At 62.2% G+C, this 18,641-nt stretch carries 15 protein-coding genes; 7 read left to right on the plus strand and 8 right to left on the minus strand.

The window, feature by feature from the left end:
• Positions 1-14 precede the first annotated feature (14 nt).
• Together ygjK and ygjJ are read right to left on the minus strand one after the other, a co-directional pair.
• Positions 15-2,384: an alpha-glucosidase gene (ygjK, locus tag ACJ8PN_RS05645; protein WP_442534691.1), complete on the minus strand. Its 2,370-nt coding sequence runs from the start codon at positions 2,382-2,384 to the stop codon at positions 15-17.
• 17 nt (positions 2,385-2,401) lie between these two features.
• The gene (ygjJ, locus tag ACJ8PN_RS05650; protein ID WP_171453806.1) at positions 2,402-3,472 is read right to left on the minus strand and encodes a protein YgjJ; all 1,071 of its coding nucleotides are present in this window, start codon (positions 3,470-3,472) and stop codon (positions 2,402-2,404) included.
• A gap of 336 nt (positions 3,473-3,808) precedes the next feature.
• Here ygjJ and ebgR point away from each other — a divergent pair, with 336 nt between their 5' ends.
• From ebgR to ACJ8PN_RS05685, 7 genes are all read left to right on the plus strand, one after another.
• Positions 3,809-4,789, plus strand: coding sequence for a transcriptional regulator EbgR (gene ebgR / locus ACJ8PN_RS05655; protein ID WP_442534692.1), 981 nt, complete (start codon positions 3,809-3,811; stop codon positions 4,787-4,789).
• A 167-nt stretch (positions 4,790-4,956) separates the two neighbouring features.
• Positions 4,957-8,046: a beta-galactosidase subunit alpha gene (ebgA, locus tag ACJ8PN_RS05660; RefSeq protein WP_442534693.1), complete on the plus strand. Its 3,090-nt coding sequence runs from the start codon at positions 4,957-4,959 to the stop codon at positions 8,044-8,046.
• Positions 8,043-8,495, plus strand: a complete 453-nt coding sequence (locus tag ACJ8PN_RS05665) for a beta-galactosidase subunit beta (protein WP_015377553.1) — start codon at positions 8,043-8,045, stop codon at positions 8,493-8,495. The genes ebgA and ACJ8PN_RS05665 overlap by 4 nt, the downstream gene beginning before the upstream one ends.
• Before the next feature lie 58 nt (positions 8,496-8,553).
• Positions 8,554-10,056, plus strand: coding sequence for an amino acid permease (locus ACJ8PN_RS05670; RefSeq protein WP_411261385.1), 1,503 nt, complete (start codon positions 8,554-8,556; stop codon positions 10,054-10,056).
• Positions 10,057-10,158: 102 nt separating this feature from the next.
• On the plus strand, positions 10,159-10,473 hold the full coding sequence (locus ACJ8PN_RS05675; RefSeq protein WP_004941008.1) for an ArsR/SmtB family transcription factor: 315 nt from the start codon (positions 10,159-10,161) through the stop codon (positions 10,471-10,473).
• Positions 10,470-10,799 (plus strand): SRPBCC family protein, encoded by a 330-nt coding sequence (locus ACJ8PN_RS05680; protein WP_015377555.1) that lies wholly within the window; start codon positions 10,470-10,472, stop codon positions 10,797-10,799. The genes ACJ8PN_RS05675 and ACJ8PN_RS05680 overlap by 4 nt, the downstream gene beginning before the upstream one ends.
• A gap of 45 nt (positions 10,800-10,844) precedes the next feature.
• Entirely contained in the window at positions 10,845-11,438 is a 594-nt protein-coding gene (locus ACJ8PN_RS05685) for an ATP-dependent Clp protease proteolytic subunit (protein WP_015377556.1), read from the plus strand.
• 5 nt (positions 11,439-11,443) lie between these two features.
• Here the strand turns inward: ACJ8PN_RS05685 and ACJ8PN_RS05690 are convergent, their stop codons facing one another.
• The 6 genes from ACJ8PN_RS05690 to ACJ8PN_RS05715 all read right to left on the minus strand — a co-directional run bounded on the left by ACJ8PN_RS05690 (position 11,444) and on the right by ACJ8PN_RS05715 (position 18,368).
• Positions 11,444-12,310 carry a hypothetical protein gene (locus ACJ8PN_RS05690; RefSeq protein ID WP_442534694.1) on the minus strand — a complete coding sequence of 289 codons (867 nt, stop codon included), beginning with the start codon at positions 12,308-12,310 and terminating at the stop codon, positions 11,444-11,446.
• Between the two features lie 44 nt (positions 12,311-12,354).
• Positions 12,355-13,107, minus strand: coding sequence for a fimbrial biogenesis chaperone (locus ACJ8PN_RS05695; RefSeq protein WP_442534695.1), 753 nt, complete (start codon positions 13,105-13,107; stop codon positions 12,355-12,357).
• A complete protein-coding gene (locus ACJ8PN_RS05700) occupies positions 13,104-14,444 on the minus strand; it encodes a fimbrial protein (RefSeq protein WP_442534696.1) in 1,341 nt (446 codons plus the stop codon). The genes ACJ8PN_RS05695 and ACJ8PN_RS05700 overlap by 4 nt, the downstream gene beginning before the upstream one ends.
• Before the next feature lie 27 nt (positions 14,445-14,471).
• Entirely contained in the window at positions 14,472-17,003 is a 2,532-nt protein-coding gene (locus ACJ8PN_RS05705) for a fimbria/pilus outer membrane usher protein (protein ID WP_442534697.1), read from the minus strand.
• Between the two features lie 20 nt (positions 17,004-17,023).
• Complete coding sequence (locus ACJ8PN_RS05710) at positions 17,024-17,746, minus strand: fimbrial biogenesis chaperone (RefSeq protein ID WP_171453812.1); 723 nt, start codon at positions 17,744-17,746, stop codon at positions 17,024-17,026.
• Between the two features lie 88 nt (positions 17,747-17,834).
• A complete protein-coding gene (locus ACJ8PN_RS05715) occupies positions 17,835-18,368 on the minus strand; it encodes a fimbrial protein (protein WP_074054465.1) in 534 nt (177 codons plus the stop codon).
• Positions 18,369-18,641 lie beyond the last annotated feature (273 nt).

The raw sequence follows: 18,641 nt of genomic DNA on the forward strand, positions 1-18,641 counted from the left end.
GTGGCCGCCGCGGCTTATTGCGTGAAGAAGTCGTTATACAACATGTACAGATGCGCCGCGCTCCAGGAGAAGTTCGGCGCGCCTTGCTGTTTGCCGGTGAGCGGGTTGTAGTTCTCGCGGATCGGCCCGTCGGCGACCAGGCCGTCGGCGTGGCGGAAGAAGGCCTGCGCCATCGCTACCGCGTCGTCGCGATAGCCGTAGCGTTCCATGCCCTTGAGGCCGAAATACAACTGATCGACCCATACGCGGCCGCGCCAGTAGATGTCCGCGCCGAACGCCGGGTTGGTCAGCGCCGCGGTGCCGAGCGGCACATAGGTATTGAACTCGTGCGGATCCTTCATCACCCTGACCACCGCATCGGCGTGCGTCTGGCTGGCGGCGCCGTTGAACAGCGGCGACCAGCCTTCCGGCCCTTTGCCGCGTTCGACGATCGGTTTGCCGGCGCAGCCATTGGCCAACGGCCGGCTTTCGATGCGGATGTCATAGAAGAAACCGCTCTGCTTGTCGAACATGCAGGTGTTGATGTAGGCCGCCAGCCGGTCGGCTTTGGCGCGGAAGGCAGCGGCCTCGGCACCGCGGCCCAGAATATCGGCCATCTCCGCCAGATAGCGGTTGTCGCTGTACATATAGCTGGCCTGATCCACCGACTCCTGCAGCAGCGAGTAGCCGAGCAGCGTGCCGTCCGGCGCGCGGTTTTCGGCGAATTTCACCTGCCAGTCTTCGCGTTTGCCGCCTTGCGCCACGTAGCGCGCCAATTGATCCGGATCGATAAAGCCGAATACCGCCGCATCGTCACGGCCCGACTCCCAGGAGGCGGCGGTCTGCGCCGGGATCGCGATGCTGTCGTAGTGCCCCTCGCGCACGATGCGATCGTAGTTGTCGAGGCCGGCCAGCGTTTGCTCGCGTTGCCCGCGTTTGACGGTAAACAGCATGCGCCCGTCGGGAGTATTGTGCGCTTTGTCACGGGTGGCGCCGTACTCCGGCACGCCGTTGCCGTTGTGATCGCGGTTACGCAGCCACCAGTCATGGTAAGCCACCAGCTTCGGGTACATCTCAGCCAGCCAGCCCTTATCGCCGGTGACGCGATAGACCTCCATCACCGCCCAGGCCGCCAGGCTCGGCTTGGTGTTGCGTTCGTTCCAGTTGCCGCCGTCGCCGCCGCGTTCCGGGCTGGGGTTGTAGGCGATAAGGTCGGGCAGGAAACCAGCGTCCCACGGCCGCAAAGCGTCGCCCGGCCGGATCTGGTAGGCGAACACCGCGCGAATGTTGTCCTTGGCCACGTCCGGGTTGAAGTGCGCCATGGCGTAGGCCTGTTTCCAGGTGTCCCACGGCCAGGTCTGGTTGCCGGAGAACCAGCGCCCGGTGACCGACGGGGTGACCGAGTCGAACTTCATCGCTCCGGCGGCGCCGCGCCAGTTGCCGTTAAGCGTTTCTATCGCTTTGACCGCCACACGCGTTTGTTCCGCCGTGGCGTGCGGGTTGCGGAGCCCGGCGGCGAGATAGCGTTCCCAACGCTGGGCCGACGCGGCCATATAGCGCTGCGGGTGAGCGAGGATGTCGGCGATAGCGCGCTGTTCGCGCTGCGCCTCGTCGGCGGTGAGCAGGTGCGAATAGGTGGTGTACAGCGTGGTGGTGCCGGCGATGCGCGCCGTGGAGCGGAAGCGGTGGCCGTCGACCGTGGTGCGCTGCGGCAGCGATTTATGGATCTGATACTCGGACTGGCCGGAGGTCATCAACTGCGACGGCGCACGTACCTTGCCGAAGGTGACGCGCAGGCCGTCCGCCGTCGGCACAATGCGGCGCGTGTAGTCCGGAAACGCCTGTTCGAGGGTCGCCGGCGGCTGCGGTTTTTGCTCTTTGGCCGCGTAGCGCTCCAGCAATTCGCCATCCCACACCAGCTCCAGCGGCGCATCGGTGATAATTTGCGTCTCCAGCAGCGAGGTGCGCGCACTGGCGAAGCGCAGCGTCAGGTTGACGGTCACCCCCGGCGCGCTGAGCCGTTGCACCAGGGCGCCGGGCAGGCTGTAGGCCGTCATGGTGAAAGACACCGGCTTGCCGTTGCGATATACGCTGAGCCGATCGAAATTGTTGGCCATAAAGTTGATGTATTCTTCGGTCAGCAGCGCCGGGCCGGGGAAGCCGCCCATGCCTTCCGGGCCGCTCGGCAACAGGTGGCCATGCCAGGCGCCGAGATCGAAGAACGGGTTGAAGCGTTGATGATCATCGAAGTCGTAGTCGAGCATAAAATGCGGCGCGCCGTGGCGATCGATAACGTTTGGGTAGCGTTCGGCCTGTGGGGCGGCGGGCGTTTTCGGCGCGCAGCCCGCCAGCGTCAGCGCGAGGGTGAGGGCGGTGGCCAGCGGCGTCAGGGGAGTCATGTTCATCGTAGGGGCCTCAACGGTTACCAATAGAAATATTGCATCAGAAACACCGAGTTGCTGGCGCCGGTGCTGTCGTTGCGCATAAAGAATTTGCTGTCCAGCGCGGTGGCCAGCTTACCGCCGGCATATTCGTACCAGACGCCGAACTGGGCGTAGGAGGTGGCGGTATCCGCCGCGTTATCAAACCGGTGGCGGGCGTAGCTGTAGGCGGTGGAGAGGTACAGCCCTTTGGCGGTTTCCGTCATCGCGCTGAGCATCAGGCCCGATTCGCTGCCGGGATGGCCGCCGCTGTCGCCTTTGCCGGTGTGGTGCCAGACGCGGCCGGCCAGGTGTTTGCCGCGCAGCCCCAGCAGAAACAGTTGCCCCTGGCCGTCGGTCACCTCCAGGCCGTTCAGCAGCGTCAGACCGTCTTGCAGATCGTACTGGGTGTAGCCGTTGATCATCGCCCGGTAGGTGTATTTGTCGGAATAGCGGTCGTATTTGCCGAAGTGCAGCAGCGCCTTGCTCTCGTCGATGCGGCTTTCCGGCGCCGCCGTCACGCTGTAGCGAAAGCGCCCGGTCAGGTTTTGCAGCTTGGCGGCGTAGCTGAGATCGCGGGTGTTGGGGATCACGTAGCCGTACTCCGGCGTGAAGTCGCCCCACCATTGCAGATCGTCGAGCGACGAGTCGTTGCGTACGCTGAGCATCATCTCGGTGCCGTCATCGGTGCGGTAACCGCCGTAAAAACGGTTCAGGCCCCCCTCGAAGCCGCCCCAGCCGTGTCCGGGCGTCCAGGCGTGGCCCTGGCTGTCCGCCTGCACGGTCCAGCCTTCGCCGTAAATCAGGCCGAACCAGTGGCCCTGTTTGATCTCGAGGCCGCCTTCGATGTAGGTGCCGTCGCTGTATTTATGCTGATGTTCGCCGTTCAAATAGACGCTGCCGCCGATGCCGAGCTCGCCGTAAAAGCGCAGGGCGGTCGCGGCGGTTTCGGGCAACGGCGGCGGCGGTAGCTGATTGCGCTCCGCCGGGGTAACGGGTTCCTGCGCCGCCCAGACCGGCGCGCTGAGTATCAGTAACAAGGGCAACAGGGCGTGATGATTTATTGATGTCATGGGGCATGTGCCTGGTGTTGGATGGATCGGCGCGTCAGTCGAATGGCGGCTCACGCAAGGTCGCTCCCGGCTCCCTGGGAGAAGAGATAAAGTCCGCCCGGTCGCGGGCGGTAAACGGCAGGTATATTAGTAAAATATTTAGTAAAAAATACGCTTTAATCAGTAAATCGTTAACTTGATCACAACGGGTGAAATGGGTATCTTTCGCTGCAGGCGCCCGGCAGCGGTTTGCATGAGCGAGCGCTGGCCCGGTCTGGGAAGAGAGGGGCGGGCGGCACTGTACGTTGCGCCGCTATCCGATTAAGCTACCGTTTTTCGTCTGTGCATTGGGACTCTATGGCCACACTGAAGGAAATTGCTGAAGCCGCTAATGTGTCCGTCGCCACCGTTTCGCGCGTGTTGAATGACGACCCCACCCTGAGCGTGAAGGCGCAAACCCGCCAGAAGATCCTGGAAGCGGCGGAGCTCCTCGAATACAAGATTGCGCCTTCCAAACGGCAAAGCGAGCATCGCCTGCATTTCGCCGCGCTGTTCACCTATACGCAGGGTGTGGAGATCAACGATCCCTATTACCTGGCGATGCGCTACGGCATCGAAACGCAGTGCGAAAAGCTGGGCGTGGCGCTGAGCGCCGGTTACGACTTTACCGGCGACAAGGCGCTGCCGGTGGCCGACGGCCTGCTGGTGATCGGCCGGCCACAGCCCGCGCTGTATGAGCAGCTCAGGCAGCAGGAAACGCCGGTGGTGTTTATCGACGGCGTGGTGGATGACGAGCGTTTTGACTGCGTCAATGTCGACCTGTACAAGATCAGCCGCAAGGTGATCGATTACTTCATCGGCCGTGGCTATCAGCGCATCGGCTTTATCGGCGGGCGCGACCATCCGGCCGGCATCGACCAGCGCGAGCAGGCGTTCGTCGAGTATGGCCGGCAGCAAAACGTGGTGCTGCCGCAGGATATTTACCACGGCGATTTCAGCAGCCAGTCGGGCTACCAGTGCGCCAAAGCGATGTTGCAGAGCAAGAATGGCTATCCGCCGGCGCTGCTGGTGGCGACCGATTCGATCGCCATCGGCGTACTGCGCGCGCTGCATGAACACGGCATTCAGGTGCCGGGGCAGATCGCGTTAATCAGCGTCAACGACATTCCCACCGCCCGCTTTATTTTCCCCGCCTTGTCCACGGTGCGCATCCCTTCGGAAACCATGGGCGCACAGGCCGTCAACCTGCTGGCGGAGCGGCTGCGCGATGAGCGGGCCGTCCCGCTGTCGATCTTCGTTCCCAGCTCGCTGCAGCTGCGTGACACCACCGTCGCCTGACCGGCCCCCGCCTCGGCGGGGGGCGTTGGCGCTCAAAATTAACGTCATGATAAAAAAAGGCATTTGAGATTTATTGTGATCCTGTCGTCATTTGGTAAATATCGGCTGTAGTTTTTACTAAATATTTACTATCGTTTCCGCATTGCACAGGTGTCGGGAGACGTGACGTGAATAATTGGGAAAACATTGAAAAACAGTCGGAGCACCGGTTGGCGCCGCGCGCGAGCTTCTTCAGCTACGCGGACGCCGAGCAGGCGCTGAGCTTCGATCGCAACGCCAGCCGGCGTTTCCAGCTGCTGAGCGGCCGCTGGCGCTTTCGGTTCTTCGAGCACCCGGCGCAGGTGCCGGCGGCGTTTTACCGTGAGCCGATGAACGACTGGGGCGATATGGCGGTGCCGGGCATGTGGCAGCTGGAAGGGCACGGCCACTTGCAGTATACCGATGAGGGCTTCCCGTTCCCGATCGACGTGCCTTACGTGCCGACCAACAACCCCACCGGCGCCTATCAGCGCCACTTTACGCTCGACGCCGGCTGGAGGGACCAGCAAGTACTGATCAAATTCGACGGCGTGGAAACCTACTTCGAGGTGTACGTCAACGGCGGCTATGTCGGCTTCAGCAAGGGCAGCCGACTGTGCGCCGAATTCGACATCAGCCCTTATGTGCGGCAGGGCGAGAACCTGCTGTCGGTGCGGGTGATGCAGTGGGCCGATTCCACCTACATCGAAGATCAGGACATGTGGTGGATGGCCGGCATCTTCCGCGACGTTTATCTGATCGGCCAGAGCGCCACTCACCTTCACGACCTGACGTTGGTCACCACCTTCGATGAGCGCTATTGTGACGCGCAGTTGGCGATCGACGCCGAGCTGCGCCATCTCGGTGTGCAGGCCGCCGAGGGTTGCCGCCTGCAGGCGCAGCTGTTCGACGGCGATCGCTGCGTGGCAGAGCAGTGGCGCGACGATCTGCATATTGAGCGGGCGCTGAGCTGCCGTTTCGAGCTGCCGGTCAGCCGCCCGCAGCAGTGGAACGCGGAAAATCCCTATCTGTATCAGCTGTTGCTCAGCCTGTATGACGGCGCCGGCAACCTGCTGGGCGTGGTGCCGCAGCGGGTGGGCTTCCGCGAGATCGCGGTGCGCGACGGGCTGATGTACGTCAACGGGCGTTACCTCAAGCTGCACGGCGTCAACCGCCACGATCACGATCACCGTAAAGGGCGCGCCGTCGATATGGCGCGGGTGGAGCGCGACATCGTGCTGATGAAACAGCACAACATCAACTCGGTACGCACCGCCCACTACCCCAACGATCCGCGTTTTTACGAGCTGTGCGATCTCTATGGCCTGTTTGTGATGGCGGAGACCGATCTGGAGAGCCACGGCTTTGCCAACGTTGGCGATCTGAGCCGCATTACCGACGATCCGCGCTGGGAGCAGGCTTACGTCGAGCGCATCGAGCGCCACGTGGCGGCGCAGAAAAACCACCCGTCGATCATCATCTGGTCGCTCGGCAACGAATCCGGCTACGGGTGCAACATTCGCGCCATGGCCCGGCGCTGCAAGGCGCTCGATCCGACCCGCCTTATCCACTACGAAGAAGACCGCGACGCCGAAGTGACCGACGTGATCAGCACCATGTATTCCCGCGTGGCGATGATGAACGCCTTCGGTGAATACCCGCACCCCAAACCGCGCATTCTGTGTGAATACGCCCACGCCATGGGCAACGGCCCCGGCGGGCTGTTCGAATACCAGTCGGTGTTCAACCGTCACGCCAGTTTGCAGGGGCACTATATCTGGGAATGGTGCGATCACGGTCTGCTGAGCCACGACGAGCAGGGGCGCGAGCGCTACCAGTATGGCGGCGATTACGGCGACTACCCGAACAACTACAACTTCTGCATGGACGGCCTGATCTACCCGGACCAGCGCCCCGGCCCCGGCCTGCGTGAATATCAGCAGGTGCTGTGCCCGGTGGAAGTGACGGCGGAAGAAGGCGCAGGCGACGTGCTGCGGGTGAAAAACCGCTACTGGTTCAGCTCGCTGGCGGACATCACGCTGAAGGTCAGCGTCAAGACCGACGGCCGCCAGGTGGCGAGTTACGAATTCAAGCTGCCGCATCTGCAGCCGGGCGAGAGTGAAGACATGCACCTGCCGGTGCTGGCGCTGGGGCAGGGGGAAACGCTGATCGACGTGGCGGTGCATAAGGACAGCGCCACCCGCTATAGCGAGAGCGGCCAACTGCTGGGGCATTACCAGCATCTGCGCCAGGCGGCGACGCGGCTACCGGCTCCACCGTTGGCCGATGCGCCGGCGCTGCAATGCCGCGAGGAAAATCATCAGCTGCTCGTCAGCGGCGGCCGGTTCCAGCTGGCGTTCTCGCTGCTGAGCGGCGAACTGCTGTCGTGGCGGGTAGACGATGAAGACGTGGTGGGGCGCGCGCCGCGCATCACCTTCTTCAAACCGGTGATCGATAACCATAAGCAGGAATATGAGGGGATTTGGCTGCCGTATCACTTCCCCATCATGCAACAGCATTTCCGCCGCCTCAGCCGACACTGGCAGGGGGAGGATCTGCTGATCGAGGTGCACAGCCTGATCGCGCCGCCGGTGTTCGACTTCGGCATGCGCTGCACCTATCGCTGGCGCATCTCTCCGCAGGGCTGTGTCAGCCTGGATCTGGCCGGCGAGCCTTACGGCGATTTCCGGCAGGTGATCCCGAAAATCGGTCTCGATTTCGGCATCAGCCGCCGCTTCGAACAGGTGGAGTACTACGGCCGCGGGCCGGGCGAGAACTACCGCGACAGCTGCCGGGCCAACCTCATCGGCCACTACCGGCAGCGCGCCGATGCGCTGTTCGAACACTATCCGTTCCCGCAGGACAACGGCAACCGGCAGGAGGTGCGCTGGCTGAGCCTGCAGGACGCGGCGGGCAAGGGGATCTTCATCCAGCCGCGGCGGCCGATCAACTTCAGCCTGTGGCCGTACAGCGCCGAGATGCTGCATCAGGCCCAGCACATCAACGAGCTGGAGCCTGACGATTGCCTGACGCTGAACCTGGACGATCAGGTGCTCGGTCTCGGCTCCAACTCCTGGGGCTCCGAGGTGCTGGATACCCACCGGGTCTATCTGGCGCCATTCAGTTACGGCTTCACGCTGGTGCCGTTCGACGGCCGGCAAACGGACGGCGCCACGCTCGCCGGTTATGACTTCGCGCCGGCCCCTCATCACCCGCAGTCTGCGGAGGAAAACGCATGATCATTCTCGAATCCCTGACGGAGTTTCAGCGCATTTATCACAGCGGCAAGAAATGGCTGCGCTGCATGGAGGCGATCGCCAATGTCGATCGCATCAGCCCGAACGTGTGCCATTCGATCGGCGACTCGCTGACCTATCGGCTGAGCGTCGGCGCCGGCCGGCAGCATGGCTGGCTGGAGGGTAACCGCCGCTACTTCGACGTGCACTACTACCTCGAGGGAGAGGAGATCGTCGAAGTCGCCGACAAACGGGCGCTGACGACGGTGGCGCCCTATCAGGACGAAACCGACCGCGAGTTCTTCAGCGGCGAAGGCGAGAGGCGCCGGGTCGGTAAAGGCAACGTGGTGATCTTCGAAAACCACCAGGCTCACCGCTTCAAAGAAAGCGGCAAGGTAAAAAAAGTCATTTTAAAAGTGACGGTGGAAGACAGCTATTTCATCAACAAATAGCGCGACCGCCGATCGATAACAACAAACCGAAGTCCCCTACACCATTCGGAGAATCTCTATGGCTGCGTCGAACAGAAACACCATCGGCAAGTTTGGCCTGCTGTCGATGACGTTTGCGGCAGTGTTCAGTTTCAACAACGTGATCAACAACAATATTCAGCTCGGCATCGCCTCGTCGCCGGTATTCCTGGTGGCGACGATCATTTACTTCATTCCCTTTTGCCTGATCATCGCCGAGTTCGTCTCGCTCAACCGCAACTCCGAGGCCGGCGTCTATGCCTGGGTCAAAAGTGCGCTCGGCGGGCGCTGGGCGTTTATCACCGCCTACACCTACTGGTTCGTGAATCTGTTTTTCTTCACCGCGCTGCTGCCGCGCGTCATCGCCTATGCTTCTTACGCGTTTTTAGGCTACGACTACGTGTTTACGCCGCTGACCACGGCGATCATCAGCATCTTCCTGTTCGCCTTCTCGACCTATATCTCCAACAGCGGCGCGAAACTGCTGGGGCCGATGACCTCCGTCACCTCGTCGCTGATGCTGCTGCTGACGTTTTCCTACATCATCCTGGCGGGCGCGGCGGTGCTGGGCGGCATCGAGCCGGCCGACCCGATCAACGTGCAGGCGATGACGCCGAACTTCAGCTGGGCGTTCCTCGGCATTACCGCCTGGATCTTCCAGGCGGCGGGCGGGGCGGAATCCGTGGCGGTGTACGTGAACGATGTGAAAGGCGGCAGCCGCGCCTTCGTGAAGGTGATCATCGTTTCCGGGCTGTTCATCGGCGTGCTGTATTCGGTGTCATCGCTGCTGATTAACGTATTCGTGCACCGCACCGACCTGCACTTTACCGGCGGTACGGTACAGGTGTTCGAAGGCTTGTCGGCGCATTTCGGCCTGCCGACGGTGCTGATGAACCGCTTTGTCGGCATTGTTTCCTTCACCGCCATGTTCGGTTCGCTGCTGATGTGGACGGCGGCGCCGGTGAAAATTTTCTTCACCGAGATCCCGAAGGGCATTTTCGGCGAGAAAACCATCCGCCTTAACCGGCACGGCGTGCCGACGCGCGCCGCCTGGATCCAGTTCTTCATCGTTATCCCGCTGATGCTGATCCCGACCCTGGGTTCCAGCAGCGTGCAGGATTTGATGAATACGCTGATCAACATGACCGCCGCCGCCTCGATGCTGCCGCCGCTTTTCATCATGCTGGCCTACCTGAATCTGCGGCTGAAGTACGACCGGGTGGCGCGCGATTTCAAAATGGGTTCGCGCCTGCAGGGTATCGCCATCGTCAGCGTGCTGATCGCCATCTTCACCGTCGGCTTCTTCGCCTCGACGTTCCCGACCGGCGCCAGCATCATGACCATCGTGTTCTATAACGTCGGCGGGCTGGTGGTGTTCCTCGGCTACGCCTGGTGGAAATACAACCGCTACTCAAAGACTCTGAATGCCGAGGCGCGCTACCACGAAGACATGCCGCTGGCGCGCCTCGCGCTGGAAGCGCAGGAGGGGGCGCCTGCCGGTCAACCGGCGCTGACCACGCCCGCATGCAATAAACCGCTGTAATTGCTCACCTCTCGACTCCGCGCCCCGGCGCGGAGTCTCGCCTTGCGAAAAAAATCTGCCTCTGCGTTTGCATAATACATAAGTGAATACTAATGTGTTTGTATGAACGAAAATGACATCTTCAAGGCGTTGGCCGATCCGACTCGCCGCAGCATCTTCGACAAACTCGCTGTCGCCAGCATGAACGCCAGTGCGTTGCGCGAAGGGCTGCCCATCAGCCAGTCGGCGATGTCGCAACACCTGGCGGTGCTGCGTAACGCCGGACTGGTACGCGAGACGAGGCAGGGGCGCTGCGTCAATTACCAGGTCGACCCGGAAGGGCTGGCGCAGATCGCCCAGTGGCTGGCGAAGTACCGCGCCTACTGGCCGGCGCGCATCGACGCGCTGCAAACTTTGCTGAAGGACATGGATCAATGAACAAACAGGCTGAGCGGCCGCCGCGCGACCGGCTGGTGTTGGAATATTCGCTCGAGGCGCCGCCGGAAAAAGTGTGGCGGGCGCTCAGCGTTCCCGAATTGCGCGAGCAGTGGCTGCCGACGGGGGATCTGGCGCAGGCCGAGCCGCTGGCCGCCACGCCGGGTGAGGCGGTGAGCTATCGCTTGCGCGACGACCAACCGCCGTTTCTCGAAAGCGTCGTCACCCTGCAGATCGTGCCGGACGCCGGCGGCGGCAGCCTGCTGCGGATTATCCACCAGCTCGATGCCGCCAACGATGGCCCGCCGACGGTGATGCGCGCCGCCTGACGCGTTAAACACATTTCTCTTTGTTGCCAACCCAGGAGTTCACCGATGCGTGAGAAGATGATGCTCGTCCCGATGGTGGTGGAACAGACCAGCCGGGGAGAACGTTCCTTTGATATTTATTCGCGCCTGCTGCGCGATCGGATCGTGTTCCTTAACGGCGAGGTCAACGACGACGTGGCCGAAATGCTGTGTGCCCAGCTGCTGTTTCTGGAGGCGGAAAACCCGGAAAAACCCATCCATCTTTATATCAACTCGCCGGGCGGGGTGATCACCAGCGGGCTGGCGATTTACGACACCATGCAGTATATCCGCGCCCCGGTGCATACGCTGTGCATGGGCACCGCGCGCTCGATGGGCTCGTTCCTGCTGATGGCCGGCGAATCGGGGCACCGCATGGCGCTGCCTAATGCCAGCCTGCACGTGCACCAGCCGCTGGGCGGCTTTCAGGGGCAGGCCTCCGACATCTTGATCCACGCCGAAGAGATGAAGCGCACCAAAGACACGGTGATTCGGTTGTATGCCCAACATTGCGGCCTAAGTTATGAAGAGGTGGAGCGGGTGTTGGATCGCGATCGCTTTATGACCGCCGACGAAGCGGCGGCCTGGGGGCTGATCGATCGGGTGCTGCGGGCGCGCTAAAGGGCTCAGGAGTGCGTGGCGGATTGTGGCGTTTGCCAAACCCGTTCAAGTCCGAATTCGACCATCGCGAAATAGAGACTAAAATAGCGCTCCGCCATGATGAAGAACGAACTGTTGAGTTCGATCACCACATTATTGGTGGTGGTCAGCAGGCCGGATTTTTCCGCCGCCTGCAGAATGCGGTTCACATGCGCGCGTGAGACGGAGCAGGACTTGGCGATTTTCGCCGAGGAGAGCAGCAGAAAGGGGGAGTCCTGTCGGATGCTTTCGATAAACAACATCAACAGCACCATGTGGCCGGCATCTTTGCTGATAAACAGCGCGGATTGCGGCACCAGGTCGATCAGGTAGACCTCCTTGAGCATCAGTTGCCCGTAGGCGGCGAAAAAGGTGGACAGAAAGTCGGGCGCCGCCAGCAGTGCCGCGATGGGCATCTGTGGCGCCAGCGCCTGATAAGGGCACGCCATTGAGGCGATCAGCGCCTGGGTTTCCGCCAGTGCGTGCGGCGTAGGCTTATAGCGTAACTGGCGTTTGTCATGCTCGCAGGGTTTGACCTCCAGCCGGCGCCCGACCCGTAAAAAGAACAGAAAGGAATCCAGGGAGTTCTCGCTGATCATATTCTTCCCTTTGAAAAAGGCTTTGATGTCTTTCAGCGCGGCGGCGTGCTGGTGGTAATAAATGGACAGGATGGTGGAGCAGATGATGAACCGGCTGTTCCTGAAAATGATTTTGTAAAACAGCGGATGCTTCTTGTAGGTCTCCCTCAATAATTCCCCGTGTTTGACGATAGCGGTGTGAAACGCCGCTGACTGCCTGATGTTGTTGGCCTGTTTCTCCAGATGAAACTGTAGCTGGAATCTGCTTAAACTCATTTTCCCTATTTCCTGTACTTAAAAAAATGCGCTGCTTTTTATCGTTATGGGTTTGCTGTGTATGGCTTGACGATCTGCTGGCCCTGGTCGTTGATGAGGGTGGCCTGAACGGTGGCCCGAGAAGGGAACTCGGATGCCGAAACGCCGTCGAGGTGATAATCCCGCGAGCTGAATGGCGCGGTCATCATGTCGCTTTCTTGCCGCACCGGGTAATCGCGCCTGTCGGCGTGCACGGCGATGCGCGCGAACGAGAGATAAAACGCCGATCGGTTTTGACAGCGCAGCAGATAACCGTCCGGCGATTTTTGCAGCGTGAATGAGACGGCCTCGGCCGCGTTTTCGGCTTTCCCCTGCAGCGCTCTGGGCCGGTAGAAGATCTTCATCTGGGTGTTCATCGCCAGCGTCACGCGCGACGCCAGCGGCCGCGTGGTCGGCAGGTTAGGCGGGATCTCATACAGGTTAAGCCAGAACACCGACTCCCGGTCGGCGGGCAGGTTCGCACCGGCAAACAGGATGCGCAGCCCTTTCAGCGCAGAAGGCGGCAGGGCGAACACGCTGGGCAGGGTGACAAAAGGTGCGCGGGACAGTTCGGGGGCGGCGTTGACGTCGCCGTTATCGACCCAGGTTTGCGCCACGATCGGATAGCCGTTGGTGTTGAGCAGCATCAGGGTTTTTTCCGTCTCGCCTTCGCGGAAAATCACCCGCGTGGCGGAGGCGATGATGCCCGCCTGCGCGCCGATGGAAGCCAGCGCCAGCAGCAGGGCGCATCCCATAATCAGGCATCTCTTTCTCATCATTGCACCTTAACCCAGACGTAGGCCCTGGCGTCCACCTTGCCGGCGGTGACGGTTTGGCCAGGCAGCCGGGCGAGCGTGGCGGTGAGCTGGGTGGTGTAGTGGGTAAACCCCGCTGCGGTGCTGCCGCCGCCGCTGGCGCCGTTGAGCACCGGGTACCAGCCGGCGTCGTTGCCCTGCGGGCATTGCCCGGCGCTGCAGCGCGCCCAGCCGACAAAGTTCATCGGCGCGCCGTTGCCGGCGTTGGCGAGCGCGATGCCCACGCCGGTGGCGATGCTGCTGTCGGTGCCGTAGCCACTGGAGAGCAGGTAGCTCACGCCGCCGTTGGCGCTGACCAGCCCGAGCTGCTGCGCCGCGACATAGCTTTCATACGGCACCTGCAGGCCGAGGGCGGTATTGTTGCTGCTGACGCCGGACACGGCGGCGTTGTCGCATTCGATATTGATAGTGAACTGCGCCTGTGAGGTTTGCCCGGCGGTCAACTGGCTGACGGAAATGGTCGGCAGGATCACCAGCGGCGTGACGTTGCGCGCCACGCAGGTGGCGGTATAGGTCAATGAGGAGATCGGTGCGGTGCCCATGCCCATCGCGTTCCAGCGCCCGGTGCCCCAGGTGGCGTAGTTGGTGGCGGAATCGCTGCCGATAGGATCCGAAGCGATGCCGGGCCCCTGAAAGGTGACATAGCCGTTCGGCTGCGTGCAGGTATAGTTCGAATTGCCGGTGGTCGACGCCATGCCCACCAGCGGGTTGCCGGCGCTGTAGCCGCAGTAGTTGCTGGCGCCCGCGCCCGGCAGCGAGCTGATGCGGATCAGATCGGCGCGGATGGCGCTGAAGTCTTTCACCCGGATCTGGATTTTGTTGCCGACGGTGGCGTAGCGGGTAATCGGCGCCGACTGCCAGTAACGGGTAAAAACCTTGCCGGAATCCAGGTGGGTCAAACGGATGCCGACGTAAGGGAAGTAGGTGGCGTAATAGTTGGGGTTGCCGTCCCTGGCGCCCAGATCGTAATAGCCGCCGACGCGATCGTCGCCGTTGGTGGCGAAGACTTCATAAATTTGCCCGACATCGCCGGCATCGCATTCATACAGCACCTTGTTGGGATCGGGATAACGGGTGCCGGAGGTCAGATCGAACACGCTGGTGCCGAGCGGCGTGCCGACGGGCTGCAGGTAAGTGCTGGTCAGGTTGACCCGGCCCAGCGCCGTGCCCACCCCGCAAGGATCGCAGCCGGAGTCGATCCAGGGGGCGACCCGCGTGCATTGCGCCAGCGCCGCGGGGGCGCCGAACAGCGACAGGGCGAACAGCGCCGGGGTGGCGACCAGATAAGAAATGCGTTTCATCGTCTCTCCTGAGATAAGTTAAACGGGTTAGCGGCACGGGGCGCTGAGCCGCTGAATCGGGCTGTCTTCCGCGGCGGGCAGGCGATAATGCAGCGTGCACTGCTGGCCGGGCGCGTCGCCCCAGTTCAGCGTCAGCGTGCCGGCATTCCGGTCGCTGCGCAGATATACCTGATTGGCCTGGCCAACCATGCCCACGCTGTTGCCCGCGTTGTCCAACACGTTGGCGCCCATCGGGATCGGTGCGTTATCGGGCCGCTGTGCGGTGATCAGCAGCGCCTGGCCGCTCACGGTGTTGAAGTGCAGACGCACCGTGGCACCGGCATAAGGAGCCACGCGCCGCTGGCCGTCTTCCAGTTCCGCTTTGTCGTTCATGCCCTCGGGGTTCAGCGCTACGGTGTTGTAGTGATAGGGCACCAGCGCCGGCGCCAGCGCATAGCCGAAGCGATCGACACGCGCGCCCTGGCCGTCCATCACCTGTGCGCCGCTGGCGCCGGGCGCTTCGATCAGGGCGAAGGTGTCGCCGACATACGGCCCTAATGTCACGCCGCCGCGGTGCGCCACCACCGCGCCCTGCAGCGACAGGGAGCCTTGTCGATACTGGCGCGCGGTGGAGAACGAGCCGGTGACGTTGGCGTAAGGCAGGCGGGTTTGCAGGTTGCCGCCCCAGATGCTTTGTTGGCGATCGTCGTCGGTGGTGAAGTTCAGGCCGTAGCTGACCGGCTGTTCGTCGCCGACGCTGCCCGACAGCGCAGCCTGATAGTTGCCGCCCTGACCCTGGCTGTGGTTGGCCAGCAGCGAGACGCTGGGGGCGGATGATGAGCGCCCGAGCGGGAAGCTCAGCGACAGGGCGGTGACGGTCTGCGCGTTCTGCGCCAGCGGCGCGCTGTAGACGTTATCCAGCGGCCCGTAGCCGCGGTAGTCGCCGTTGCTGTAGCCCAGGCTGCGGGTGCGGGTGACGGAGAGATTAAGCGCCACGCCGTTGCCGAAGGTTTTCCCCCAGCCCAGCTGCAGCTGATTGTCGCGGCCGCGCTGATCGCGGTAGTCCTGAGTCGAGCCGGACATCGTCAGGCTGCCGAACGCGCCCATGCCCTGATTGACGGCCACCTCGAAACGCGAACGCTGGCGGTAGGAGTCGGACTGCCAGTTTTTGCCGGTAACGGCGGCGCGCCGCACGCCGAGCACGTCGCTGAGATCGCGAAAGCCTTCGGTAGAGTAGCGGTAGCCGGCGATGGATAGCGTGGTGTCTGTCGGGCTGAAGGTTCGGCTGTAAGAGAGGTGCAGCATCCAGCCGGAGGCGCCGCCGTCCGGCAGGCTGGCGTGGGAATAGGTGGTATCCATGCCGAAGGCGCCCAGCCAGCTGCTGTACACGCCGCCCAGCATCATCGCCTGATAGCCGTCCGCCAACTGATTGCCGAGGTTGAAGGTCAGGGCGTTGGTCAGGCCGTGCTGCCAGGTCACTTCGCTGAACAGATCGTTGTCGCCGACGTAGCGGGAACGGCCGACGATGGCGGAGTAGCGCGACTGGCCGGGGCGAATGGATTCCGGCACCGCGGCGAACGGCACGGTGAAGGTGCTGACGCTGCCGTCGGCTTCGGTCACCACCACGGTCAGATCGCCGGCGTAGTTGGTGGCGTACAGATCGTTGATGGCGAACGGCCCCGGCGCCACGGTGGTTTCGTACAGCGTGCTTTTACCCTGCAGCACCGTCACGCGCGCGTTGCTTTTCGCCACGCCGCGCACCACCGGTGCATAACCGCGCTGTGAATCCGGCAGCATGCGATCGTCCGAGCTGAGCTGAATGCCGCGAAAGCCCAGGCCGGAAAAGAAGTGCCCGTCGGTAAAGCCTTCGCCCAGCAGCATTTCGCTGCGCCAGGGCAAGATCGCGCGCTGCACGTAGCGGCGGCTGGTATCCAGGTGGCCGCCGAACTCCCGATCGTAGCGGTAGCTGGATTGCTGGCGGTAGCGCCAGAGCCCGAGGTTGAACCCGCCGTTCAGGTTGGCGTAGGTCGAGTCGAGGTCGCGGGTTTGCCCTTGTCGGTAGCTGACGTGGTACTGGTTGAGGTTGTAATTGACGAAGACCATCGATTCGCCGCCGTCCAGGCTGGCGGGATTGACGCTGCCGCGCGGCCGGCCGTTCAACAGCGCCTGCGGAATGCTCAGATCCAGCCGCAGCCGCGAGATATCGGCGTTCACTGTGATGTCCTTCAGATCCCGGCCGGGCAGCAGGCATTCCGCCTCGGCCGCCGGCGGATTTTTCAGCCCGAAGCGCGTTAGCTGCGCGCGATCGAAACAGGGCAGCACCTGCTTGCCATCGCGCACGAAACGAATTTGATCGCGCTCGAGAAACTGGCCGTTGAGGTACAGATCGATCTGATAGCTGCCGGGGGCGACGGCGTCCTGTTGGTTGAATTGACTCAGGGCGCTGTTGCTCAGCACGCTGCCGCGCAGCAGCGCGGGATCGAAGGTGTAGCCGTCGGCGGCGGCGCAGCCCAGCGGCAGCGCCAGCAGCGCGCAGCACCAGCGTGCGGGCAGCGGCGTCGCCTTGCGAGCATCGAACATGAAAACCTCCCTGTCTGGTTTCAGCGCACGACGTTCAGGGTGCGTGTGATTTCCACCCCATAGTCATTGATGACGCGCAGCGCGACCTGCCGCACTTCCCCGTTCACCGGCCAATTGGCCTGTGAAAACGGCGGGATCAGATCCGCCTGCGGGATCACGGTGCGTTTTGCGCCGCTGAGTATCGCGGCCTGGCTGACGTTGGCGTAGTAGCCGGTCGGGTTGTCGACGCGCAGCGCGTTGCCGACCTGGCGCAGGCTAAGGCGATCGATGACGTGGTTTGCGTCGCCGGCCAGCCCGGCCGGGCGATAGAACACTTTCAGCCGGTTGGTGACCACCAGCAGCAGTTTGTTCTTGTCGCTGTCCGTCTGACGCACGGCGGGCACCTGCAGGAAGTTGAGGTAGAACAGCGATTCGCGATCGCGCGCCAGCGGCTGGCCGACGAACGACAGCCGCACCATTTGCCCGCTGTGCGGATCCATGCGGAAGATTTGCGGCGAGGCGACAAAGGGCGCATCGGCGTTTTCCGGCGTGGACTGCGGGTTGTTGATATCGAGCCAGATCTGCATCAGCGCCGGGGCGCCGTCATCGTTGGTGAACTGCAGCGTCTTCTCCCGCGCCTCGGCGGGGTAGATCACGCGGTTGCCGAGCAGCGTTACGCTGGCCAAGGCGTGGGTGGCGGCAAAACTCATCAGGCAAAGCGACAGGGCGGCCCATCGGCGGGCGGAACGGGATATCTGCGGCATAAACGTGAACCGATAAAGAAGCGAGTCATTCAGCGCCGTCCGCTAAGGAACGGCGCTGGCATCAACAGGTATGGCGCCTGACGCCGGCTTATTTGTAGCTAATGGCGAACTGGGCGGTGGCGATCACCGAACCGGCCGCCACGCCGGTGTCTTCCGCGTAGTAGCGGGCCACCAGGTTCTGCGAGGTGGAGGTGGCGTCTTTCGCCAGCGTCATCGCCGACGTGGTGACGGTCGAACCGCTGGCGAACGACAGCGGCGTGGTGGCGTCGCTGTCCAGCAGTTGAATGGACACCTTGGCCGCATCGCCCGCGTTGCCCAGGTTGCCGTTGGTGGTCGGGTTGTTGCCCGCCAACACGGTTTTGATCGCCGTATCGCTGGTCGCCGCCGCGCAGCCCGTCACGTTAACGGTAAAGGTGGTGTCGCCGGCGGTGGCGCCTTTGGTGGCGAGCTGGCTGGCGGCGACGGTCGGCAGCAACACGACCGGGTTGGATTGGTTGCCGTTAATATTCACCGAACAGGTTTGCGTGCTGACTTCGCCTTTGAATTGCACGGTATTGGACGAGGCGGCCGCACAGGCGCCGGAGAGAGCCAGCAGGGATAATGCGACTAATTTAACATTCATGTGAAATGCCCTTTAATTAACTTTAGAGAAAAGCTTTCATGACAGTAATAAATTACTGACGTGCGTTTGTTGATTAATCATGTTGCGCAATTGTTTTTTAAACGCGTCGGCAAACATGGATTTTCATCCTAACAAACTAAGAATTTTCCCTATAGGTGTTTTCCGCATGGTAATAAGTTGGCGGTACGGGTTGTTACATTTATTTTCATTTTTGCTTATATCATACAAAATGGAAAATAGATCTATATCATTACGTTGCGTTTTTATTGGATC

It is taken from the genome of Serratia sp. CY76391 (assembly GCF_052166695.1).
In the GTDB taxonomy this organism is placed as follows: Bacteria; Pseudomonadota; Gammaproteobacteria; order Enterobacterales; family Enterobacteriaceae; genus Serratia; species Serratia nematodiphila.